This is a genomic window from Halomonas gemina, assembly GCF_023554995.1.
GTDB classification, from domain to species: domain Bacteria; phylum Pseudomonadota; class Gammaproteobacteria; order Pseudomonadales; family Halomonadaceae; genus Halomonas; species Halomonas gemina.
The window spans coordinates 196853-216781 of record NZ_JAMJPK010000004.1 but is presented as its reverse complement, the minus strand read 5'-3'; the positions used below and the strand labels follow the sequence as shown (position 1 = coordinate 216781).

Genomic DNA, 19929 nt, shown 5'->3' with positions numbered 1-19929 from the left:
GTGGGGCGGGATGGGTTCCGCAACGCTCGCCAAGTCGTTACGGGAGCTTCAAGACAGCGAATTGATCCTGAAGACCAGGGACGCGGTAATCGGTCGCGTAGGGCCCCGGTGCAACCTCTACGCGATTACCTGGCAACCGATAGATATTTGTGGGGGGAAATTAGATGTTGCCGATACAGACAGGCCCCCGAGGAAGTGGGGATGAATTCGATTTCTACCGTCTTCAATTTTTGAAAACAACGCTTCAGAAATTGAAGCAGTGGGGCCGATTGATCACTTTTTGACCAGTCAACGCTTCAGAAATTGAAGCAGTGGGGCCGATTTTTGGCCAGTTCTAGCTTCAAAAATTGAAGTCCTTATTAATATACCAGGGGGGTACCCTATGAAACGGGCCAGCGAGGGCACCAGGACCACGACCGAGAAAGGGCAATGTCGGCAGTGCGGAGTCACGTTCACCGTTGTCCCGTGGATGACCTGGCGGAAGGCAGGTTACTGTCTGGAACACGCACCCGCCGAACTCAAGGCGAGAGATCCCGGAACACCGTACCCAATCCGCCCGCTTGATAAGCGCAGGAACAATAAGCGCAGGAACAAAAAAAGATAATCGGGGGTTCAAATTTGGCTTTTTTATTTTAAATTCGACCTTGGGCAACTAAACTTGACCAAACCCTAAGAGTCGAGTGATTACAATGTCTCGTCAGAAAGGTTCGAGAAACCGGAAGCCTTCAAAGCAAGCCATCGCGTCGTATTACAAGTTGTTGGCCCATAAGGCCGATGAAGGCGATACCTACGCAGCCGCTAAGTTGGTGGAACTGGACTTGTTCGAGAAGACCGTGATTAAGAACATGCCGGAAAAGACACCACAATGAAGAAATTAACACCGAGACAAGAAGCGTTCGCCTACGCGTATGTTGAAACAGGTTCCGCCTGTGAAGCATATCGTCGCGCATATACTGCGGGGAATATGTCCGCGCCTGTAATCGGCGTTGAAGCGTATCGTGTTCTGCATCGCCCCCACGTATCCCTAAAGGTCGAAGAGATCCGCGAGCATTTAGCGGAATTGGAGATATGGAAGCGAACCGACAGCCTGATGACGTTGGCGGAAATAGCACGAGAAAAAGAAACGGCTTCAAAGGAAAGAATTAACGCCGTCAGGACGCTGAACGAAATGCACGGCTGGAACGTTCAAACCGTCCAACGAAAAGGCGAAAGCGATAGCGAGGTCGATTTATTCACCGCATTCGCCGACGCCCTGGAGAGCATCCACCACGGAAAACCGCTGGACGATGAAGACGACGAAGATTGAAGGGATAACGCTGTACCACAAAACCCTAAGGGGGAAACTTGAAATGTATACGTACCGAGAACGATTGAACTTTGCGAAAACGCCGGGAGACGAATTGCATGACCGCGTGCAAGCCCGATTGAGTCGCGAGGGTATCAACGCCCCAACAGCGCTGGACTTCGAACGTGCCCAGGTTGCCGAAATGAAGGCCGATCCTGACTTGGCCGCGCGGTATCACAATAGGGAGCCCGCGAACCCCCTGCACGAGCTCGGTCAGGAACTCGATGATGCGGTGGATGATGCCATCACAGCCCGAGCGTACAAGATTGCGCGGGAACAAGGCGTCACGTTCAAGGCCGCCGTTGAGGCAGTCATGCGTGAGAACCCAGACCTTCAACAAAAGCACGCTACGCGGTTTACGCGGTGAAGGAGGAAATCAGATGCTCACGCCAGCAAGCAACGACCCGAACCGCAAGGAACAGCTCAAACGCCGGCAAGAGTGGATCGACGCAGGGTGCCCGAATGCCACGAAACCGAGCGGAATGCGGTCAACGTGGGGATGGATCGCACGCGAGAAGCCCGCCGATTGGCAACCGACCGCCGACCTGCCGGGAGCGACGCCCGACGCCGACGAGATCCTGACGCGCCGCGCCCAAGACTTGCGCTACAGGCAAGGCTACTCGACTGAGGAAGCGTGGAGGATCGCCGCGCTTGAACAGGCCCGCAAGCCCCAGGACAGCGAGTAAGCCCAGCCCCAGGCACTACCCCGCACCCGTCTTCTGGCGCGGCCCCTGGCCGCTTGCGGGAGGGCTCGCCGCCCCACTCGTCATGGCGCGGCGAGCGCTGGAAGGGGGATCTTCCTCCCCTCCGTGGCCAGCACCAAGCCCCCTACCAGGGGGCTTTTTTGCGCCGTTACGTACGTACGTAATACGTAATTACACGACATTATTACGCAATTTCCCCGGCAACCGAGCGCGTTTTGCCGCCTGACCGCCTGGAGGCCGCACCCCAGGCCGGTTTGAGTGGCGAGGCAGGGGGCCAATCAGAGAGCCGTTTTCCGTACGTGGGCCTAGATGTGGGGTACAAGAAAAAATCGCCCGTAGACGCTTGATTCTATTGGTGTAATGGCGGAGGGGGAGGGATTCGAACCCTCGAGGCCTTTCGACCTACACACTTTCCAGGCGTGCTCCTTCGACCACTCGGACACCCCTCCGCATTGTGACTCTCGAGTCGAACGAGCTCGGCTGCGCCGTGCCTTCTCCTCCAGAACGGCGCACATGTTATCGACTTAAGTGCGCGATTGCAAGCCGCTTTCCTTGCGTTGCCCGCTCAGCTGGCGGGCAGCACGGCATAGTCGCCGCGGGCTTCCAGGCAGAGGGTATCGCCACACCAGAGCCGCTGGACCAGGGCGATCCGCCCCTTCCCGCACTGTGCCAGTCGTTCGGCCAGGGCAGCGGGGGCATCGTCTGCCGCGGGCTCGCAGGTCAGGCGATAGTCGCTGGTCACCGGGGCCAGGAAGCGCTGGGTGGCCTCGGCCACCACCACGTCCCGGGCAAGCCCTTGCCGCCGCAGCCAGAGGGTGGTCCAACACCATCCCAGCAGGGTGGTCTGGGCAGTGAGCGCCCCGCCGAAGCCGGTGCCCTTGTCGTTCAGGCTGGGGCTGAGCGAAAGCGCCCAGGCCAGGCTGTCGCCGTCGCGGGCCATCTCGCGGATGCCGAGCGCGGGGACCATGGGGATTGCCTCGCCCAGCCAGGCAAGGAAATCGGCCATGTCATCCTCGCCGCCGGCGGGCGGCAGCGGCAGCCGCGGGTGGGGAGTGCCGATCTGTCGCATGCTCAGTCCCAGCGCTCCACGAAGCCCTCGACGTCATGCTCGGGGATGGGCTTATGGCGCCCGCCCAGGGTACCCAGGTAGATGAAGGCCACCACCTCGTCGTCCTCGCCAAGCCCCAGCCCCTTGCGCACCGTGGGGTCGAAGGCGTATTTGCCACTGCGCCACATGGCACCGAGCCCCTGGGCGTGGGCGGCGAGCAGGATGCCGTGGGCCGCGCAGCCGGCGGAGATCACCTGCTCGATCTTCGGCACCTTGGGCACATCCGGCGTCACCTTGGCGATCACCGCAATGATCATCGGGGCGCGCAGCGGCTTCTTGCGTGCCGCGTCGAGGGCCGCGTCGCCAACGTGGGGATCCTCGCGGAACTCCGCCTCGGCGAACAGCTCGCCGAGGCGCGAGAGGCCCTCCCCGGAGAACTCGATGAAGCGCCAGGGGCGCAGCTCCTTGTGATCGGGCGCACGCAGGGCCGCCCGATAGATCGCCTCGAGCTGCTGGGGACTCGGCCGCGGGCCCATCAGCTTGCCCATGGAGCTGCGTTCATGCAGCAGCGTCATCGCATCCATGTTGTTCTCCTGTTCAGGTTCTGTCGGCACTCTACCCAAGCGACTACTGGCGCGCCAGCCGCAGCGGCTCGGGCGGGCGCTCGCCGGGGGTGGCCCGCCAGGGGCTGATATCGAGCCCGCCGCGGCGCACATAGCGCGCCAGCACGAGCAGTCGCTCCGGGCGGGCGCGGGCCATCAGGTCCATGAAGATGTGTTCCACGCAGTGCTCGTGGAAGTCCTGGTGCTGGCGAAAGCCGATCAGGTAGTGCAGGAGCCCCTCGCGATCGAGTCGCGGCCCCCGGTAGCGGATCAGCACGCTGCCCCAGTCGGGCTGGCCGGTGACCGGGCAGTTCGACTTGAGCAGATGCGAATACAGCGTCTCTTCGACGACCTCCTCGCCCACCCTCAGGTGCTCGGCGCTAGGGGTGTAGTCCGCAACCTCGATGTCCAGGTCGTCCAGGCACTCTCCCGGCAGCCGGCGCGGCGACAGCGCCTCGTCGTCGACGTCGAACAGCTCGACGGAGACCGCGGCGCCGGCGGCATGGGAGAGATCGCTCACCAGGGTGTCGATCACTCGCTCGCGGCTCTCGAAACGAGTCTGGTTGAGGCCATTGAGGTAGAGCTTCCAGGACTTCGACTCGATCAGGTTGGGTGAGTCCGCCGGCAGGCGAAAGCGCGCCACGGCGACCCGAGGCTTACCCTTCTCGTTGAGCCAGGAAACCTCGAAGGCGTGCCACTCGTCCTCGCCGACGAAGGGCAAGGCGCCCTCCTCGATGCCCAGAGGGGCGCGGTTGGCGGCGCGGGGAATGGAGAAGAGCAGCCCGGCATCGTAGTGCTCCGGGTAGGCGGCCTCGCGCCCCAGGGGCGCATGCGCGAGGGTGTCGGTACGGTGGTGTGACATGTCAGCTCCTGATGCCCTTGCCGTGCTCCAGCATCCACAGCGCCACACCGAAGAGTCCGGTGATGAAGGCCAGGATGGCGGCCAGCGCCCAGCCCACAGGGATGTCCGAGACTCCGAGGAAGCCGTAGCGGAAGACGTTGACCATGTAGAGGATGGGATTGAGCATCGATACGCCCTGCCAGAAGGCCGGCAGCAGCGAGATGGAGTAGAAGACCCCGCCGAGGTAGGTCAGCGGCGTGAGCACGAAGGTCGGCACGATGGAGATGTCGTCGAACTTCTTGCCCAGCAGGGCGTTGATGAAGCCGCCGATGGCGAACAGCGCCGCGGTGAGCACCACCACGAAGACCGTCAGCAGCGGGTGCGCCACCTCGAGCCGGGTGAAGAACAGCGACACCAGGGTGACGATCAGCCCCACGCCGAGGCCACGGGCCATGCCACCCAGCACGAAGCCGGTGAGGATCACCCAGTTGGGCATCGGCGAGACCATCATCTCCTCGATGGAGCGCTGGAACTTGTTCGAGAAGAAGCTGGAGGCCACGTTGGAGTAGCTGTTGGTGATCACCGCCATCATGATCAGCCCCGGGACGATGAAGTCCATGTAGCTGTAGCCATCCATCTCGCCGATCCGCGAGCCGATCAGGTTGCCGAAGATGATGAAGTACATGGTCATGGTGATCGACGGCGGCAGCAGGGTCTGCGGCCAGATCCGCGTGAAGCGCTTGACCTCCTTGTGCACCAGGGTCCAGAGGGCGATGGCGATCTGGGTCGAGTTCATGCGCGCGCCTCCGCCTTATCGGCCGCCGCCGTGTCGCTGTTGCCCTGCTCCACCATGGAGACGAACATCTCCTCGAGCCGGTTGGCGCGATTGCGCATCGACATCACCTGCAGCCCCTGGGCGCTGAGCGCCTCGAAGACCTCGTTGAGACGCTGGCCGCGGTGCACCACCACCGCCAGCTGAGAGGCATCGACCCGGCTCACCTCGAAGCCCGCCACCTCCGGTGCGGCCTCGATCGGGTGCGTCAGGTCCAGCAGGAAGGTCTCGGTATCGAGCTCGGCGAGCAGCTCGCGCACGCTGGTGTTCCGGATGATCTCGCCGTGGTTGATGATCCCCACGTTGCGACACAGGCTCTCGGCCTCCTCCAGGTAGTGGGTGGTGAGGATGATGGTGGTGCCCTCGTCGCGATTGATGCGGCGCATATATTCCCACATGCTGCGGCGCAGCTCGATATCCACGCCGGCGGTGGGCTCGTCGAGGATCAGCAGCCGAGGCCGGTGCATCAGGGCACGGGCGATCATCAGCCGACGCTTCATGCCGCCTGAGAGCATCCTTGCGCTGCCGTTGCGCTTGTCCCACAGGCCCAGGTCGCTAAGCAACGCTTCGGCCCGGGGCAGCGCCTGGCGACGCGACATGCCGTAGTAGCCGGCCTGGGCCAGCACGATGTCGATGACCTTCTCGAACTGGTTGAAGTTGAATTCCTGGGGCACCACGCCGAGATGGTACTTGGCACGGGCGAAGTCCCGGTCGATATCGATGCCGAAGATCGAGACCTGGCCCGCGGTCTTCTGCACCAGCGAGCAGACCACGCCCAAGGTGGTCGACTTGCCGGCGCCGTTGGGCCCCAGCAGGGCATAGAAGTCGCCCTCGGCGACGTCGAGGTCGATGCCCTTCAGGGCCTGGAAGCCGTTGCCGTAGACCTTGGTCAGGCCACGAATGGACAGTGCCGGTTCGGGCATGTGCGTTCCGTCAGAGAGAAATGGAAGTCATCGCGAGAACCCGGTGAGATGGGGATGGCACGGCAAACTTCAAGGTTCGCTCTCCCAGCCCGGCAGCGAGAACTCCTCCTGCAGGTGGCGAAGTTCGGGCTGATGCAGGGCCGCGATGCGCTCGGCCAGGTCGGCCCCCCTGGCCAGCAGGTGCACCTCCATGCGGCGACGATCCGCCCGCCCGGGCCGGCGCTCCACCAGGCCGGCCTCCTCGCAGCGCCCGACCAGCGCCACGGTGCCGTGGTGCTTGGCCTGCAGCCGCTCGGCCAGTTCACCCACGCTTGCCCACTCGCGCCCCGCGAAGCCCTTCAGGTGCAGCAGCAGCTGGTACTGCAGGGGGGTGAGACCATGGTCACGGCAGATGTCCTCGCTCTGGCGCAGGAAGCAGCGCAGCCGATAACGGAAGTGCGACAGACGCTCGAAGTCCTGCTTGGACAGGGACTCGGGACACGACTCGGAAAGACGGGGCATGGAGGAGCTCCTTGACAGGAAAGGGCACGACGACTAATTAATATCATAACATGATACAAAACATCGAATCGGCCCACGAGGTGCCCCATGAATGCCACGACCCTCTTTCGCCTGCCCTTCTCGCGCACTGCGGGCTGGAAGGAGCTCCAGCAGCGGCGCATCCCGATCCCGGCCCTGGCCTGGCTGGTGGTGCTGCCGATGTCACTGCTCCCCCCGCTGATGCTCTACTATGCCGGCACCCACTACGGTGATGACTTCGTCGCCGGCTTCGCCGAACGCCCCTGGCGCTTCATCACCACCATCCTCTTCCTGGCCGAGCTGCTGACCTTCTTCGTCATGGGCTGGCTGATCCACGCGGTGGTCAACGGCCAGGAGGAGCTGTCGATCGACTACCACGATGCCTATCTGCTGGCTGCCATGGCCCCGCTGCCGCTGTGGAGCGCCTCGCTGGTGCTGTTCATCCCCAGCCTGCTGCTCAACGCTCTGGCCGTACTGGTGGCACTGGGTATCTCGTGCAGCCTGATCTACCACGGCCTGCAGGGGCTGTGCCGACGCGGGGATGACGACATGGTGGCCCAGTCGGCGACCTATACCATCATGGCGGCCGGCGTGCTGGCGTGGGGCGTGCTGATGGCCATGGTCTGGGCATACTGATTCACCCACCTGGAGCGATGGCGCGAACCGCCAGACGGACTGAAGGCGAGAAAAACGAATGGAGCGGGAAACGAGATTCGACGGGGCTGCCGTCAGCTGGGCCGACGCATCGGATCGTGACGTGAGCCTTGGCCAACAACGGTATTTAGAAACTGGAGCGGGAAACGAGATTCGAACTCGCGACCCTCGCCTTGGCAAGGCGATGCTCTACCACTGAGCTATTCCCGCTTGGAAGGGGTAACATTCGAGCGATGTGGCGTCCCATAGGGGGTTCGAACCCCTGTTACCGCCGTGAAAGGGCGGTGTCCTAGGCCACTAGACGAATGGGACGCATAAGCTGTTTAAGCTTGGAGCGGGAAACGAGATTCGAACTCGCGACCCTCGCCTTGGCAAGGCGATGCTCTACCACTGAGCTATTCCCGCAGGTCTCGCACTGCCAATACCGGAAGTGGCGTCCCATAGGGGGTTCGAACCCCTGTTACCGCCGTGAAAGGGCGGTGTCCTGGACCACTAGACGAATGGGACGCAAAAGCCTTTTGAGCTTGGAGCGGGAAACGAGATTCGAACTCGCGACCCTCGCCTTGGCAAGGCGATGCTCTACCACTGAGCTATTCCCGCACTCCGGTACCTGATGAGTCGAGTGGCGTCCCATAGGGGGTTCGAACCCCTGTTACCGCCGTGAAAGGGCGGTGTCCTGGACCACTAGACGAATGGGACGCAATGTCTCGCCTCGTCGAGGTGCGGCGAATATTACCCAGCCCCCGGGAAGCTGTCAAGCGGGTCTCGCCCGGCGTTGATAACCCGTGACCGATGCGGTCCCGCGACTGGAAACACCCACCCGTGTTGATGTCAGAATGGAAGTGACAAGCCCCGGGCCCGCCCCGGCGCCAAGACAAGGAGAGAGGCCATGCGCAGCAAGATCCAGAAGAGCGAAGCCGAATGGCAGCAGCAGCTGACGCCCGAGCAGTACCGTGTCACCCGCGAGAAAGGCACCGAGCCGCCCTTCAGCGGCCACTACCACGTGAGTGACGAACACGGCATCTACCACTGTGTCTGCTGCAACGCCCCGCTGTTCGAGAATGAGCACAAGTTCGAAGCCGGCTGCGGCTGGCCCAGCTTCGACCGACCCTTCACGCAGAGCTGCGTGGCAGAGCAGACCGACACCAGCCACGGCATGCAGCGCACCGAGGTGACCTGCGCGCGCTGCGATGCCCATCTCGGGCATGTCTTTCCCGATGGTCCGCCGGAGACCACCGGGCTGCGCTACTGCATCAATTCGGTGGCAATCCAGTTCCACGCCGGGGAGTAGCTCCGGCCCGTCACCGCCCTCCCCTGATGCGGCCGCCCATCTGCTATGATGGGCGGCCGTTTCCATTGATGCGCATGCAGGAGAGGCTCGATGCTCGGCTGGTACCCGGGACACATGAACAAGGCGCGCCGGCAGATCCTCGAGGCGCTGCCGGAAATCGACGTGGTGATCGAGGTGCTCGACGCCCGCCTGCCCTACTCCAGCGCCAACCCCATGTTGGCCGAGCTGACCCGCCACAAGCCGGTGTTGAAGGTCCTCTCGCGGGCCGACCTCGCCGACCCGGAGCGGACCCGCGAGTGGGTCAGCTTCTTCGACGCTCAGGACGACATGCGGGCCCTGGCGGTGACCACCACCCAGGCCAGGGAGCTCAGGCGCATCCCCAGGCTGTGCCATGAGCTGGCCGGCCAGGTGCGCGCCGACCGCGACGTGCGGGTGATGATCATGGGCATTCCCAACGTGGGCAAGTCGACCCTGATCAACGGCCTGGCCGGGCGCACCATCGCCAAGACCGGCAACGAGCCGGCGGTGACCAAGCGCCAGCAGAAGGTGCGCATCGGCGGCCGCGTGGCGCTGATCGATACCCCCGGCGTGCTGTGGCCCAAGATCGAGGACCAGGCCAGCGCCCACCGCCTGGCCGCCAGTGGTGCCATCCGTGACACCGCCATCGACTACGTGGAGGTCGCCGTTGTCGCCGCCGCCGAGCTGGCCAGGCGCTATCCCGACGCCCTCAAGGCGCGCTACAAGCTCAAGGCCCTGCCCGAGTACGCCCCCCACCCCGAGGCCGACCGGGTCGAGGCCGACGGCCCGGTACGGGTCGACCTGCTCGCGCTGGCCGGCTTCGACGGCCATGCGATCCTCGCCGAGATCGCCGCCAAACGCGGCGGCCTGCGTGCCGGTGGCGAGGTTGACCTGCACCGCGGCGCCGAGGTGCTGCTCCACGAGCTGCGTGATGGCAAGCTGGGCCGGTTGACCCTGGAGACACCGGCGGACATTCCGCCGGCGCCCGCGGCGGAGCCGCATAATTTCCATGGGCAGCATAATAACGAACTGACATGACAGGCTCAGGGGCGCCGGGGACAGGTCGAAGAGGATGAAGAAAGACCTTTCGCCGGGTCAGCCCCGACCACACGCAAGCATTGGGGATAACCCCTGGAAACTGGACACCGAACGATATGGACACTCCCCCGATCAGGAAATCGCACAAGCTCGAGAACGTCTGCTACGACATCCGCGGCCCGGTGCTCGAGCACGCCAAGCGGCTGGAAGAGGAAGGCCAGCGCGTCCTCAAGCTCAACATCGGCAACCCCGCCCCCTTCGGTTTCGAGGCACCGGAGGAGATCCTCCAGGACGTGATGCGCAACCTGCCCACCGCCCAGGGCTACTGCGACTCCAAGGGGCTCTACTCGGCGCGCAAGGCGATCATGCAGGAGTGCCAGCGCAAGGAGATTCCCGGCGTCGGCATCGAGGACATCTACATCGGCAACGGCGTCTCCGAGCTGATCGTGATGGCCATGCAGGCACTGCTCAACGACGGCGACGAGGTGCTGATCCCGGCCCCGGACTACCCGCTGTGGACCGCGGCAGCCAACCTCTCGGGCGGCCATGCCGTGCACTACCTGTGCGACGAGCAGGCCGACTGGGCACCGGACATGGCCGACATCCGCGCCAAGGTCACCGCCCACACCCGGGCGATCGTGATCATCAACCCCAACAACCCCACCGGGGCCGTCTACCCGCCGGCGGTGGTGCGCGAGCTGCTGGAGATCGCCCGGGAACACGACCTGGTGGTCTTTTCCGACGAAATCTACGACAAGATCCTCTACGACGGGGTCGAGCACGTCTCCACCGGGGCGCTGGCCGGCGAGGACCAGCTGGTGGTGACCATGAACGGGCTCTCCAAGAGCTATCGCTGCGCCGGCTTCCGTTCGGGCTGGATGATCCTCTCGGGCCACATTGCCAAGCAGCGCGCGGCCGACTTCATCCAGGGGTTGACCATGCTGGCCTCGATGCGCCTGTGCGCCAACGTACCGGCCCAGCACGCCATCCAGACGGCGCTGGGCGGCTACCAGTCGATCAACGACCTGATCCTGCCCGGCGGGCGCCTGCTCGCCCAGCGTGACATCACCGTCGAGAAGCTCAATGCCATCCCCGGGGTCAGCTGTACCCGGCCCAAGGGGGCCCTCTACGCCTTCCCGCGGCTCGACCCCAAGGTGTTCAACATCCGCGACGACCAGCAGCTGGTGCTCGACCTGCTGCTGCAGGAGAAGATTCTGCTGGTGCAGGGCACGGCCTTCAACTGGCCGGACCCCGACCATGTGCGCATCGTCACCCTGCCCTGGGCCGACCAGCTCGAGGATGCCCTGGACCGCTTCGCCCGCTTCCTGTCGCGCTACCGCCAGTAGGCCGGGGCATGCCCTTCTGCCCGCCGCTTGAAACCCGGCGGGCAAGCGCGTATCTAAGCAACAGCTTGTGCAGGCCGCTGAGCGCGGCGCCCCCTTCCCGACGACTGGAGATTTCCGGCAATGATGAGAATCCTGCTCTTCCTGGGCACCAACCTGGCCGTGATCGTGGTGGCCAGCATCACCCTGCGCCTGCTGGGAGTGGAGGGCTACCTGACCGAACAGGGCATGAACTTCAACGCCCTGCTGATCTTCTGCTTCATCTTCGGCATGGCCGGCTCGATGATCTCGCTGTTCATCTCCAAGTGGATGGCCAAGCGCAGCACCGGCACCGTGATCATCGAATCCCCGTCCAACGCCACCGAGAAGTGGCTGGTCGATACCGTGGCAGAGCTGGCCCGCGACGCCGGCATCAAGACCCCCGAGGTGGGCATCTTCCCGGCACAGCAGTCCAACGCCTTCGCCACCGGTTGGAACAAGGACGACGCCCTGGTGGCGGTCTCCGCCGGCCTGCTCAACCGCATGCGGCCCGAGGAGGTGCGCGCGGTGCTGGCCCACGAGATCGGCCACGTGGCCAACGGCGACATGGTCACCCTGGCGCTGATCCAGGGCGTGCTCAATACCTTTGTGATGTTCTTCGCCCGCGTGGTGGCTCAGCTCGTGGATAGCTTCCTGCGGCGCGACGGCGAGGGGGGCCTGGGCTTCATGGGCTACTTCGCGGTGGTGATCGTCGCCGAGATCGTCTTCGGGCTGATCGCCTCGGCCATCGTCGCCTGGTTCTCGCGCTTCCGGGAGTATCGTGCGGACAGCGCCGGCGCGCAGCTCGCCGGCAGCGGGGCCATGATCAACGCCCTGGCGCGGCTCAAGGCCGAGACCGAGATGCCCGACCAGATGCCGGACACCCTGCGCGCCATGGCCATCACCAAGGGCCAGACCAAGTCGCTGATGGAGCGGCTCTTCGCCAGCCACCCGCCGCTGGATGATCGTATCCGCGCCCTCAAGGAGGCTGCCTACCGCCAGTAACGGCGATCCGCGGCGGGCTGCCCGCCGCTGCGCTCTGCACAGGCCGTATCCGCGCCCCCAAGCAAGCGTCCTACCGGCAGTGACACTTTTCCCCATATGCAGCGGGCCCGCCAACTGGCGGGCCCGCTGTCGTTTACCGTCCCATCGGCGTCAGGCAGTAGCGGTGGCAACCGGGAAGCCCGCACCTCTCAGCAGCGGCGCGACACCCTGCGCCCCCTCGCGAAGCTCGATGTCGAGGGTCGCGAACTCACGGCGCAATGGGTAGGCCGCTCGGCAGGCGTCGAAGCCCTTTGCCATACCCTGGCGGCGGGCCTCGCGGTGCAGGCTGTCGTGGTCACGCCGCACGTCATACACGGCGCGCAGGCATAGGCGCAGCGCCTCCTCGGGGCCGAGGCCGACGTCCAGGACGAGACGTGTGACGGGCGGCGGAGGCGCGAGGTCGGCCAGCGTCAGGCGCGCCGGCAGGCCGACATGCCGGGCCAGGGCACGATAGATCCGCTGGGTGCCGCGCAGCTTGCCGTCCAGGCTGTAGCCGGCGACATGCGGCGTGGCGATGGCGGCGAGATCCGCCAGGGCGCTGTCGATGGCGGGCTCGCGCTCCCAGACATCGAGCACTGCGGTGATATCGCCCTGTCCGGCCAGCCGCTGTCGCAGCGCCTGGCCATCCACGCAGTCGCCGCGTCCGGCGTTGAGCAGTACGCTGCCCGGGGCCAGGGCCGCGATGCGCCGGGCATCGAGCAGGTGGTACGTCGGGTGGGGCCCCGTGGTCACCAGGGGGGTATGCAGGCAGAGCACATCGCACTCGTCGATCAGGACATCCAGGTCGACGAAGCCGGTCAGCCCTTCTCCCTCGGTACCTTCCGCCTCCACGCGGGGCGGATCGCAGGCCAGGCAGTCGATGCCCATCGCCGAGAGACGCTCGAGCAGCCGGCCGCCCACGTTGCCCACGCCGACGATGCCGACGCGGCGTTCGGCCAGCCGCCAGTCCTGTCGCTCGGCCAGGGTCGCCAGGCTGCCCAGCACGTAGTCCACCACCGCCTCGGCGTTGCAGCCCGGGGCGCTGGCGAAGGCGACGCCGCGCTCGGCCAGGGCCCGCTCGTCCACGTGGTCGGTGCCGATGGTGCAGGTTCCCAGGAAGCGCAGCCGCTCGGCATGAGCCAGCAGCGCCTCGTCGACCCGGGTGATGGAGCGCACCACCAGGGCGTCGGCCTCGCGCAGCGCGGCGGCATCGATCTCCCGCCCCGGCAGGCGGACCACCTCGCCCAGTTCCCCGAAGCAGGTCGCTGCGGCGGGCACGTTGGCATCGACGACGATTTTCATGGTTGACTCCCGGCTGGCTGGTGATACGACTTGTTCAGTCTGCCCAAGCCCTTACAATACCGGCAACTGCCACTCGAGCGCTGCTGCCTGCGGCGCCCTCTACCTCGGGAGCTGCCGTGATCGTCCGCTGGGAAACCGACCATGACTATGTGCTGGTGCATGTCCATCAGGACATGTTCGGCGACTGGATCTTCAGCCGTGCCTGGGGACAGATCGGCACCCAGTTCGGCGGCCTGAAGCATCGCCTGGCCGATGACCACGACCAGGCGCTGATGTGGCTGGCCGACGAGACCACCATCCTGTCCTCGCGGGGCTTTCGCAAGGTGCTGGAAGTGGAGGACGAGAGCGCTGAGGGACGCAACGCCGTCAGCCAGCTCTCGCTGCTGGAGCCTTAAGCGCCAAGCGCCAAGCGCCAAGCGCCAAGCGACCAGAATCAGGTTGCCAACCGATCTGGCGTCACCCCACCCCCCACCGAACTCGATATTCGATGGAGTTTGCGTCTCCGACATCAGGTCTCGCTTCCCTTCACCAAGCTGCTTGGCGCTTGTGGCTCGGCGCTTGGTGCTGCCCAAAGGGCATCACCCCAGATAGCGCCGCCCGCCGCGCAAGGTGGCGCCCTTCGCCGTCTTCGGTGCCGATTCACCACTCAACTGTTCCTGCAACTGCCGCCAGGCCGCCTCGTCCAGCCAGCCTCGTGCTGACAGCCAGGCGGCCAGTCGGCCAGGGTCCATACCGCGATCCAGCTCTTGTCCCGCCTCATCCACCAGCACCGGGATACGCACCCCGTAGCAGGCAACCAGTTCATCGTCACCGCTGATCTCGACCCGCTCCAGCCGGTACCGCTCGGCGCACAGGGTCGCCAGCACAGCCTCCAGCTGCTCGCAGAGATGACACCCCAGGGTGGTATAGAGTCGCAGCCGGATCATGCCGAGACCTCCCGGTGACGCATCAGGAACACATGGTGCAGGTCCGGGCGGCGCTGGCCGGATAAAGAGCGGATCGAAGGGGTCATGCCGATTCCTCCCGGTGGCGTATCAGGAAGCAGTGATGTAGGTCCGGGCGGCGCTGGAAATCAGGATCGAATGTCTTCGCGGAGATATCTTCCACCCGGAACTGCTCGGCGAGGTCCGCATCCAGCATGAAACGCCGCTGGTTATTGGAAAACACCAGGGTCCCCCCTGACGCCAGGCGCGCCATGGCCAGGCGCACCAGCCGGCCATGATCACGCTGGATATCCAGGGTATCGGCCATCTTCTTCGAGTTGGAGAAGGTTGGCGGATCCAGGAAGATCAGGTCGAACTCCCCGCCCGCGGTTTCCAGCCAGCGCAGGCAATCGTCGCGCACCACTCGATGGCGGGTCGGGTCGAGCCGGTTGAGCGTAAAGTTGTCCCGGGCCCATTCCAGGTATGTGTTGGAGAGGTCGACGCTGATGCTCTCGCTGGCCCCGCCGGTCTCTTCCGCTCCCTGTGCCCCCAGCGCGGCCTGGACCGTAGCGGCTCCGGTATAGCAGAAGAGATTGAGGAAGCGCTTGCCGGGGGCCATCTCGCCGAGCAGACGACGCACCGGGCGATGGTCGAGAAAGAGGCCGGTATCCAGGTAGTCGCGCAGGTTCACCCATAGCCTTGCCTGGCCCTCTCGTACCTCGAAGCGCTCACCGCTGGCTGCCTGCTTGCGATACTGCGCCTTGCCGCTCTGACGCTCGCGACGCTTGACGACGATCTTCCCGGGGACGACGCCAAGCACGTCGGGGATAACGCCCAGCGCCTCATGCAACCGCTTCTGTGCCTGGGCGGCATCGACGGACGTCGGTGGCGCATACTCCTGGACATGGACCCGGTCGCCGTAAAGGTCGATGGCCAGGGCATACTCGGGCATGTCAGCGTCGTAGAGGCGGTAGCAGCTCTCACCGCTCTTCTTCAGCCATTTCTTCAGCCGCCGGCGATTCTTCTCCAGGCGGTTGGCGAACATCTGCGCCCCCTCGGAACGTGCCGGGGGGGCGTCCCCCGTCGCCTCCTCCGCCTCGGGAATGGCCATCAGCAGCAGCTTGGCCTCCAGGGGACCGTTGCGCAGCGAGTACTGCTTGTGGGCCCGCAACCCGATACGGTGTCCGAGGTCCGGGTTGGCGGTAAAGACCGCCATCCGCCAACCGGGAAAGGCTGCCTTGCCCCGCTCGCCGAGCTGGCCATAGAGGCGCACCAGTTCGGGAAGCTCGCCGAGACGCTCGCCATAGGGCGGGTTGGTCATCACCAGTCCACGGGGCTCGTCGGGCAACCCCGCGGGGCGTTCGAGCCCAGCCAGGGCGGCCCCTTCAAGCTCGATCAGTGCCGGCACGCCGGCACGCATCGCGTTGGCCTTTGCCGCGGCCAGCGCCGGGGGGCTCTCATCGAAGCCGAACAGCCGCGAGCGGCAGCGCTTGCGTCCGATGCTGGCCCGCGCCTCGGCCTCGCGCCGCAGCTCCCGCCAGCAGCGCTCGTCATGTCCGACCCAGCCATGAAAGCCGAAGCGTTTCCTGGCCAGGCCGGGGGCGATGTCAGCAGCCATCATGGCAGCCTCGATCAGCAGGGTGCCGGCACCGCACAGCGGGTCGACCAGCGGCGCCCCTTCCCGGGCCAACGCCGGCCAGCCAGCGCGGACCAGCAGGGCGGCAGCCAGGTTCTCCTTGAGCGGCGCATGGCCCACGTCGCGGCGGTAGCCACGGCGATGCAGGCTGTCACCCGAGAGGTCCACCCCCAGCGTGAGCCGTCCCCGGTGAAGGTGCGCATAGAGGCGAAGATCTGGCTCTCGGGTATCGACGTCGGGCCGTGGGCGTTCCTCGGCGTGGAGTCGGTCCACCACCCCGTCCTTGACGGTCTGGGCCCCGAAGCGGGTGTGGCGGATCGCCTCGCTGCGGCCGTGGAAGTCCACCGCCAGGGTCGCGCCGGGTGCGAGGTGGTCCCGCCAGTCGATGGCCGCCGCGGCGGCACGCAGCGTCTCGGGAGTCTCGACGCCCTCCTCCTGCGCGAGGCAGAGCACCAGCCGGTTGGCCAGCCGTGACCAGAGGCAGATGCGGTAGGCACCCTCGAGGCTCGCGCGCAGGTGAACCCCGGCCACCGTGGTCTTGCCGGGCACGGCGCCCAGGGCGGCCAGCTCGTCGGCCAGCAGCAGCTCGATGCCCCGCGGGCAGGTGGCCAGAAAATCCAGTGAATCAGGGGAGTGCAGTTCAGTCATGAGATATCCATCGGCGCGGCGCCTGGCCGGGGTGAAGGCGTGACGGGCAGGTGAACGCCTTGTTACAAATCATCGGTCGACAATCGTCATCAACCTGGGCTATCAATGAGTCAGTAGCTACTGAATGACGCATGCGTTCCTGTCAGAGGGCCTCGGTCGTCGTGCAGCACGGAGTTGCCGCAGAGACCGTTGTCGCCCGGGCACCATGAATCCGGTCTCGAGGCCGGGTTCTCGTCGGTACCTTCATCAAGAGGTAGTCCAATGAAACGGCAGAAACGTGATCGCTTCCAGCGTGCCTATGTTCATGGGTACAAGGCGGGTCTCTCAGGTCATTCCCGCGATGACTGTCCAAGTCAGGATATCAATCTACGCGAGTACTGGATGAGCGGTTGGCGTGAAGGTCGTGGAGATCAATGGTCCGGCATGACGGGAGTCTCCGGCATTCACAAGAACCCCATGGTGATGTGACCCCCGCATTCACCGGGTCATCAACCCATCGTCAGAGGTGTTGACGAACATATCAAGCCCATGGTCGCGCCATGGGCTTTTTAGTGCCCGATGTTTCCGTACCCGACCGCCGGTCCCTCACTGCCCGGCGAAACGGGCCTGCAACGCCCGGGCACACTCCCCTACCAGCGCCGGCCCGCGATAGATGAACCCCGAATAGAGCTGCACCAGGTCGGCCCCGGCCACCACCTTGGCCAGCGCCGCCTCGCCGCTGTCGATGCCGCCCACGCCGATGATGGGCATCTCGGGGAGCCGGCGGCGCAGCTCGCGGACCACCGTGTTCGACGCCTCGAACACCGGCCGCCCGGAGAGCCCGCCCTGCTCGTCGGCATGCGCGAGCCCCGCCACCGCCTCGCGGGAGACGGTGGTATTGGTGGCGATCACCGCGTCGAGGGCATTGGCCTCGAGCGTACCGGCCACCAGGCCGACCTCCTCGAGACTCATGTCCGGGGCGATCTTCACCGCCAGGGGCACGCGACGACCGGTCTCCCGGTCGAGCCGACTCCCCTCCTCGCGCAGGGCACCGAGCAACGCATCCAGGTGCTCGCCGAACTGCAGGTTACGCAGCCCCGGGGTATTGGGCGAGGAGATGTTCACCGTGATGTAGTGCGCATGGCCATGTACCTTGCGCAGGCAGGTCAGGTAGTCGTCCACCGCCTGCTCCACCGGAGTGGTGAGGTTCTTGCCGATGTTGATGCCGATCACCCCGTCGTAGCGGCTCGCCCGCACACGGGCGACCAGGTGATCCACCCCGGCGTTGTTGAAGCCCATGCGGTTGATGATGGCGCCGGCCTCCGGCAGGCGGAACAACCGCGGTCGCGGGTTGCCGTCCTGGGGCCGGGGCGTCACGGTGCCCACCTCGACGAAGCCGAAGCCCAGCGCGCCCAGGGCATCGAGGTGGTCGGCGTTCTTGTCCAGTCCAGCCGCCAGGCCCACGCGGTTGGGAAAGTGCAGCCCCATCAGCTCCACCGGATCCGCGACCCGCCCGCCGCCGAGTCGCTCCGCCAGGCCCAGGCGACCGGCGAGGTCGAGCCCCTTGAGGGCGACCCCGTGGGCGGTCTCGGCGTCCAGGCGAAACAGCAGCGAACGGGCAAGCGAATACATGGCGACTCCGGACAAGGGTGGTGAAGGGCGGCAGAAAGGGCGAGAGAGTATAACAGTGCCATGGGCGGGAGACGACGCCGTCTCCTGACCGGGCGAGCGACCGCGGCGACAGCCAGGGGCCGTTCTGTGGTCTACTGTAGGCACCGTCGTTGCGATCACGGCCAGGTGGGCCGTGCTGCCGAAGCCAGGGAGATTCATATGGCCGATACCACCGAAACCCTCGAGGACCGCCTCTCGCGCATTCACCGGGCGCTGGGCGACGAGCGGCTCGATGCCGTCGACGATGTCCTGGCCGACCTGGAGCCGGCGGAGGTCGCCCTGCTGCTGGAGTCGCTGCCGCCGGCGGCGCGCATCAAGCTGTGGGAGCGGGTACCGGGCGAGGTCGACGGTGAGGTCCTGCTTCACGTGCACGACGAGGTGCGCAGCACCCTGCTCGATGACATGGACCATGCCGAGATCGTGGCCGCCACCTCGGGCCTCGACACCACGGACCTCGCCGAGATCTTCGAGGACCTGCCGCAGCAGGTGGCTGAGGACATGCTGCGCTCGATGGACGAGCTTCAGCGCAGCCGTCTGCAGGAGACCCTCTCCTTCGAGGAGGACAGCGCCGGCCGCCTGATGCGCACTGACACCATCGCGGTGCGCGCCGACGTCAGCCTGGAGACGGTCAAGCGCTTTCTGCGCTGGAAGGAGGCGGTGCCCGACAACACCCATGCGCTGATGGTGGTCGACCGCAACGGCTTCTTCGTGGGAGTGCTGCCGCTGGCGCGCCTGGTCTCCAACGACCCCGAGATGGCCGTCGCCGACCTGATGGATCCTGAAGTGGACAGCATCCAGGTGACCATGCATTCCCGTGAGGTGGCCACCCTCTTCCAGACCCACGACCTGGCCTCAGCGCCGGTGGTCGACGAGGAGGGCCTGCTGCTGGGGCGCATCGTCATCGACGACATCGTCGACGTGATCCGCGAGAACTCCGAGCAGGCGCTGATGAACATGGCCGGCCTGGACGAGGAGGAGGACCTCTTCGCGCCGGTGATGCCCAGCGCCCGGCGACGCGCCGTATGGCTCGGCATCAACCTGATCACCGCCTTCCTGGCCGCCTGGGTGATCGGTCGCTTCGAGGATGCGCTGGACAAGATCGTGGCGCTGGCGGTACTGATGCCCATTGTCGCCAGCATGGGCGGCATCGCCGGCAGCCAGACCCTGACCCTGGCGATCCGCGGCCTGGCCCTCGGCCAGATCAGTCGCACCAACAGCAGCTGGCTGCTGCGCAAGGAGATCGGCATCGCCGCCCTCAACGGCGTGCTCTGGTCGCTGGTGGTGGCCGTGCTCGCGGTGCTGTGGTTCGGCAGCGTCGCCATAGGCGTGATCATCGCCGCGGCACTCGTGATCAACATGCTGGCCGCCGGCATCGCCGGTATCGTCATCCCGCTGATGCTCAAGCGCTCGGGCATCGACCCCGCCCTCTCGGGGTCGGTTATCCTGACCACGGTGACCGACGTGGTGGGCTTCATGGCTTTCCTGGGGCTGGCCACGCTCTTCCTGCTCTGAATCCCGCCGCATAAGTACGAACCCCCGCCGAGGCGGGGGTTCGTGTCTCTGGGTGGGCA

Annotated in this window: 22 protein-coding genes and 7 tRNA genes; 12 read left to right on the top strand and 17 right to left on the bottom strand. The window is 65.5% G+C overall.

Going from position 1 to position 19929, the window contains the following annotated elements:
- Window positions 1-689: 689 nt before the first annotated feature.
- Genes M8009_RS10375 through M8009_RS10360 form a run of 4 tightly spaced genes read left to right on the top strand, consistent with a single transcriptional unit; the run spans window position 690 to window position 2031 of the window.
- Window positions 690-869, top strand: coding sequence for a hypothetical protein (locus M8009_RS10375; RefSeq protein ID WP_250060755.1), 180 nt, complete (start codon window positions 690-692; stop codon window positions 867-869).
- Window positions 866-1306, top strand: coding sequence for a terminase small subunit (locus M8009_RS10370; protein WP_250060754.1), 441 nt, complete (start codon window positions 866-868; stop codon window positions 1304-1306). The genes M8009_RS10375 and M8009_RS10370 overlap by 4 nt, the downstream gene beginning before the upstream one ends.
- The gene (locus M8009_RS10365) at window positions 1287-1712 is read left to right on the top strand and encodes a hypothetical protein (protein WP_250060753.1); all 426 of its coding nucleotides are present in this window, start codon (window positions 1287-1289) and stop codon (window positions 1710-1712) included. The genes M8009_RS10370 and M8009_RS10365 overlap by 20 nt, the downstream gene beginning before the upstream one ends.
- A gap of 13 nt (window positions 1713-1725) precedes the next feature.
- Window positions 1726-2031 carry a hypothetical protein gene (locus tag M8009_RS10360; RefSeq protein ID WP_250060752.1) on the top strand — a complete coding sequence of 102 codons (306 nt, stop codon included), beginning with the start codon at window positions 1726-1728 and terminating at the stop codon, window positions 2029-2031.
- Between the two features lie 379 nt (window positions 2032-2410).
- Here the strand turns inward: M8009_RS10360 and M8009_RS10355 are convergent.
- The 7 genes from M8009_RS10355 to M8009_RS10325 all read right to left on the bottom strand — a co-directional run bounded on the left by M8009_RS10355 (window position 2411) and on the right by M8009_RS10325 (window position 6796).
- A tRNA-Ser gene (locus M8009_RS10355) sits at window positions 2411-2498 on the bottom strand.
- A 116-nt stretch (window positions 2499-2614) separates the two neighbouring features.
- Entirely contained in the window at window positions 2615-3118 is a 504-nt protein-coding gene (locus M8009_RS10350) for a YiiD C-terminal domain-containing protein (RefSeq protein WP_250060751.1), read from the bottom strand.
- Window positions 3119-3120: 2 nt separating this feature from the next.
- Window positions 3121-3681, bottom strand: coding sequence for a nitroreductase family protein (locus M8009_RS10345; protein WP_250060750.1), 561 nt, complete (start codon window positions 3679-3681; stop codon window positions 3121-3123).
- 43 nt (window positions 3682-3724) lie between these two features.
- Entirely contained in the window at window positions 3725-4561 is an 837-nt protein-coding gene (gene queF, locus M8009_RS10340) for an NADPH-dependent 7-cyano-7-deazaguanine reductase QueF (protein WP_250060749.1), read from the bottom strand.
- Window position 4562: 1 nt separating this feature from the next.
- Complete coding sequence (locus M8009_RS10335; RefSeq protein ID WP_250060748.1) at window positions 4563-5336, bottom strand: ABC transporter permease; 774 nt, start codon at window positions 5334-5336, stop codon at window positions 4563-4565.
- Entirely contained in the window at window positions 5333-6295 is a 963-nt protein-coding gene (locus tag M8009_RS10330) for an ABC transporter ATP-binding protein (protein WP_250060747.1), read from the bottom strand. Before M8009_RS10330 ends, M8009_RS10335 begins: the two co-directional genes overlap by 4 nt.
- 69 nt (window positions 6296-6364) lie before the next feature.
- A complete protein-coding gene (locus tag M8009_RS10325; protein ID WP_250060746.1) occupies window positions 6365-6796 on the bottom strand; it encodes a MarR family transcriptional regulator in 432 nt (143 codons plus the stop codon).
- Between the two features lie 87 nt (window positions 6797-6883).
- On the opposite strand from M8009_RS10325, the gene M8009_RS10320 reads away from it, so the two are divergent.
- Window positions 6884-7450 (top strand): YIP1 family protein, encoded by a 567-nt coding sequence (locus M8009_RS10320; protein WP_250060745.1) that lies wholly within the window; start codon window positions 6884-6886, stop codon window positions 7448-7450.
- Between the two features lie 153 nt (window positions 7451-7603).
- Here the strand turns inward: M8009_RS10320 and M8009_RS10315 are convergent.
- The 6 genes from M8009_RS10315 to M8009_RS10290 all read right to left on the bottom strand — a co-directional run bounded on the left by M8009_RS10315 (window position 7604) and on the right by M8009_RS10290 (window position 8167).
- A tRNA-Gly gene (locus tag M8009_RS10315) sits at window positions 7604-7678 on the bottom strand.
- Between the two features lie 26 nt (window positions 7679-7704).
- A tRNA-Glu gene (locus M8009_RS10310) sits at window positions 7705-7780 on the bottom strand.
- Window positions 7781-7798: 18 nt separating this feature from the next.
- Window positions 7799-7873, bottom strand: a tRNA-Gly gene (locus tag M8009_RS10305).
- A gap of 26 nt (window positions 7874-7899) precedes the next feature.
- A tRNA-Glu gene (locus tag M8009_RS10300) sits at window positions 7900-7975 on the bottom strand.
- Between the two features lie 18 nt (window positions 7976-7993).
- A tRNA-Gly gene (locus M8009_RS10295) sits at window positions 7994-8068 on the bottom strand.
- 23 nt (window positions 8069-8091) lie between these two features.
- A tRNA-Glu gene (locus M8009_RS10290) sits at window positions 8092-8167 on the bottom strand.
- A 190-nt stretch (window positions 8168-8357) separates the two neighbouring features.
- Here M8009_RS10290 and msrB point away from each other — a divergent pair.
- The 4 genes from msrB (at window position 8358) to htpX (ending at window position 12181) form a co-directional block, all read left to right on the top strand.
- On the top strand, window positions 8358-8759 hold the full coding sequence (gene msrB / locus M8009_RS10285) for a peptide-methionine (R)-S-oxide reductase MsrB (RefSeq protein ID WP_250060744.1): 402 nt from the start codon (window positions 8358-8360) through the stop codon (window positions 8757-8759).
- Between the two features lie 90 nt (window positions 8760-8849).
- Window positions 8850-9815, top strand: a complete 966-nt coding sequence (gene ylqF, locus M8009_RS10280) for a ribosome biogenesis GTPase YlqF (RefSeq protein WP_250060743.1) — start codon at window positions 8850-8852, stop codon at window positions 9813-9815.
- A 116-nt stretch (window positions 9816-9931) separates the two neighbouring features.
- The gene (locus M8009_RS10275) at window positions 9932-11161 is read left to right on the top strand and encodes a pyridoxal phosphate-dependent aminotransferase (RefSeq protein ID WP_250060742.1); all 1230 of its coding nucleotides are present in this window, start codon (window positions 9932-9934) and stop codon (window positions 11159-11161) included.
- Window positions 11162-11281: 120 nt separating this feature from the next.
- On the top strand, window positions 11282-12181 hold the full coding sequence (gene htpX / locus M8009_RS10270; RefSeq protein WP_250060741.1) for a protease HtpX: 900 nt from the start codon (window positions 11282-11284) through the stop codon (window positions 12179-12181).
- Between the two features lie 150 nt (window positions 12182-12331).
- On the opposite strand, the gene pdxB is transcribed toward htpX, so the two are convergent.
- A complete protein-coding gene (pdxB, locus tag M8009_RS10265) occupies window positions 12332-13501 on the bottom strand; it encodes a 4-phosphoerythronate dehydrogenase PdxB (RefSeq protein WP_250060740.1) in 1170 nt (389 codons plus the stop codon).
- A 116-nt stretch (window positions 13502-13617) separates the two neighbouring features.
- Between pdxB and M8009_RS10260 the strand changes: the two genes are divergently transcribed.
- Entirely contained in the window at window positions 13618-13896 is a 279-nt protein-coding gene (locus M8009_RS10260) for a hypothetical protein (RefSeq protein ID WP_250060739.1), read from the top strand.
- Window positions 13897-14079: 183 nt separating this feature from the next.
- Here M8009_RS10260 and M8009_RS10255 read toward each other — a convergent pair whose 3' ends face one another.
- Both M8009_RS10255 and rlmKL read right to left on the bottom strand, forming a co-directional pair.
- Window positions 14080-14427, bottom strand: coding sequence for a glutaredoxin family protein (locus M8009_RS10255; protein WP_250060738.1), 348 nt, complete (start codon window positions 14425-14427; stop codon window positions 14080-14082).
- A gap of 82 nt (window positions 14428-14509) precedes the next feature.
- Complete coding sequence (gene rlmKL, locus M8009_RS10250) at window positions 14510-16708, bottom strand: bifunctional 23S rRNA (guanine(2069)-N(7))-methyltransferase RlmK/23S rRNA (guanine(2445)-N(2))-methyltransferase RlmL (protein WP_250060737.1); 2199 nt, start codon at window positions 16706-16708, stop codon at window positions 14510-14512.
- 261 nt (window positions 16709-16969) lie between these two features.
- Here rlmKL and rmf point away from each other — a divergent pair, with 261 nt between their 5' ends.
- Window positions 16970-17176: a ribosome modulation factor gene (gene rmf / locus M8009_RS10245; protein WP_250060736.1), complete on the top strand. Its 207-nt coding sequence runs from the start codon at window positions 16970-16972 to the stop codon at window positions 17174-17176.
- Between the two features lie 117 nt (window positions 17177-17293).
- Here the strand turns inward: rmf and M8009_RS10240 are convergent, their stop codons facing one another.
- On the bottom strand, window positions 17294-18319 hold the full coding sequence (locus M8009_RS10240; RefSeq protein WP_250060735.1) for a quinone-dependent dihydroorotate dehydrogenase: 1026 nt from the start codon (window positions 18317-18319) through the stop codon (window positions 17294-17296).
- A 198-nt stretch (window positions 18320-18517) separates the two neighbouring features.
- Between M8009_RS10240 and mgtE the strand changes: the two genes are divergently transcribed.
- Window positions 18518-19870, top strand: coding sequence for a magnesium transporter (gene mgtE / locus M8009_RS10235; RefSeq protein WP_250060734.1), 1353 nt, complete (start codon window positions 18518-18520; stop codon window positions 19868-19870).
- The last annotated feature ends 59 nt before the right edge of the window (window positions 19871-19929 follow it).

Bases quoted from the DNA above. Each gene is read 5' to 3' on its own strand.
- rlmKL (WP_250060737.1), bottom strand. From the start codon at position 16,708: ATGACTGAACTGCACTCCCCTGATTCACTGGATTTTCTGGCCACCTGC.
- mgtE (WP_250060734.1), top strand. From the start codon at position 18,518: ATGGCCGATACCACCGAAACCCTCGAGGACCGCCTCTCGCGCATTCAC.
- pdxB (WP_250060740.1), bottom strand. From the start codon at position 13,501: ATGAAAATCGTCGTCGATGCCAACGTGCCCGCCGCAGCGACCTGCTTC.
- M8009_RS10345 (WP_250060750.1), bottom strand. From the start codon at position 3,681: ATGGATGCGATGACGCTGCTGCATGAACGCAGCTCCATGGGCAAGCTG.
- M8009_RS10360 (WP_250060752.1), top strand. From the start codon at position 1,726: ATGCTCACGCCAGCAAGCAACGACCCGAACCGCAAGGAACAGCTCAAA.
- M8009_RS10350 (WP_250060751.1), bottom strand. From the start codon at position 3,118: ATGCGACAGATCGGCACTCCCCACCCGCGGCTGCCGCTGCCGCCCGCC.
- rmf (WP_250060736.1), top strand. From the start codon at position 16,970: ATGAAACGGCAGAAACGTGATCGCTTCCAGCGTGCCTATGTTCATGGG.
- M8009_RS10240 (WP_250060735.1), bottom strand. From the start codon at position 18,319: ATGTATTCGCTTGCCCGTTCGCTGCTGTTTCGCCTGGACGCCGAGACC.
- M8009_RS10365 (WP_250060753.1), top strand. From the start codon at position 1,287: ATGAAGACGACGAAGATTGAAGGGATAACGCTGTACCACAAAACCCTA.
- M8009_RS10255 (WP_250060738.1), bottom strand. From the start codon at position 14,427: ATGATCCGGCTGCGACTCTATACCACCCTGGGGTGTCATCTCTGCGAG.
- M8009_RS10375 (WP_250060755.1), top strand. From the start codon at position 690: ATGTCTCGTCAGAAAGGTTCGAGAAACCGGAAGCCTTCAAAGCAAGCC.
- M8009_RS10275 (WP_250060742.1), top strand. From the start codon at position 9,932: ATGGACACTCCCCCGATCAGGAAATCGCACAAGCTCGAGAACGTCTGC.
- M8009_RS10325 (WP_250060746.1), bottom strand. From the start codon at position 6,796: ATGCCCCGTCTTTCCGAGTCGTGTCCCGAGTCCCTGTCCAAGCAGGAC.
- htpX (WP_250060741.1), top strand. From the start codon at position 11,282: ATGATGAGAATCCTGCTCTTCCTGGGCACCAACCTGGCCGTGATCGTG.
- M8009_RS10370 (WP_250060754.1), top strand. From the start codon at position 866: ATGAAGAAATTAACACCGAGACAAGAAGCGTTCGCCTACGCGTATGTT.
- msrB (WP_250060744.1), top strand. From the start codon at position 8,358: ATGCGCAGCAAGATCCAGAAGAGCGAAGCCGAATGGCAGCAGCAGCTG.
- ylqF (WP_250060743.1), top strand. From the start codon at position 8,850: ATGCTCGGCTGGTACCCGGGACACATGAACAAGGCGCGCCGGCAGATC.
- M8009_RS10330 (WP_250060747.1), bottom strand. From the start codon at position 6,295: ATGCCCGAACCGGCACTGTCCATTCGTGGCCTGACCAAGGTCTACGGC.
- M8009_RS10320 (WP_250060745.1), top strand. From the start codon at position 6,884: ATGAATGCCACGACCCTCTTTCGCCTGCCCTTCTCGCGCACTGCGGGC.
- M8009_RS10335 (WP_250060748.1), bottom strand. From the start codon at position 5,336: ATGAACTCGACCCAGATCGCCATCGCCCTCTGGACCCTGGTGCACAAG.
- queF (WP_250060749.1), bottom strand. From the start codon at position 4,561: ATGTCACACCACCGTACCGACACCCTCGCGCATGCGCCCCTGGGGCGC.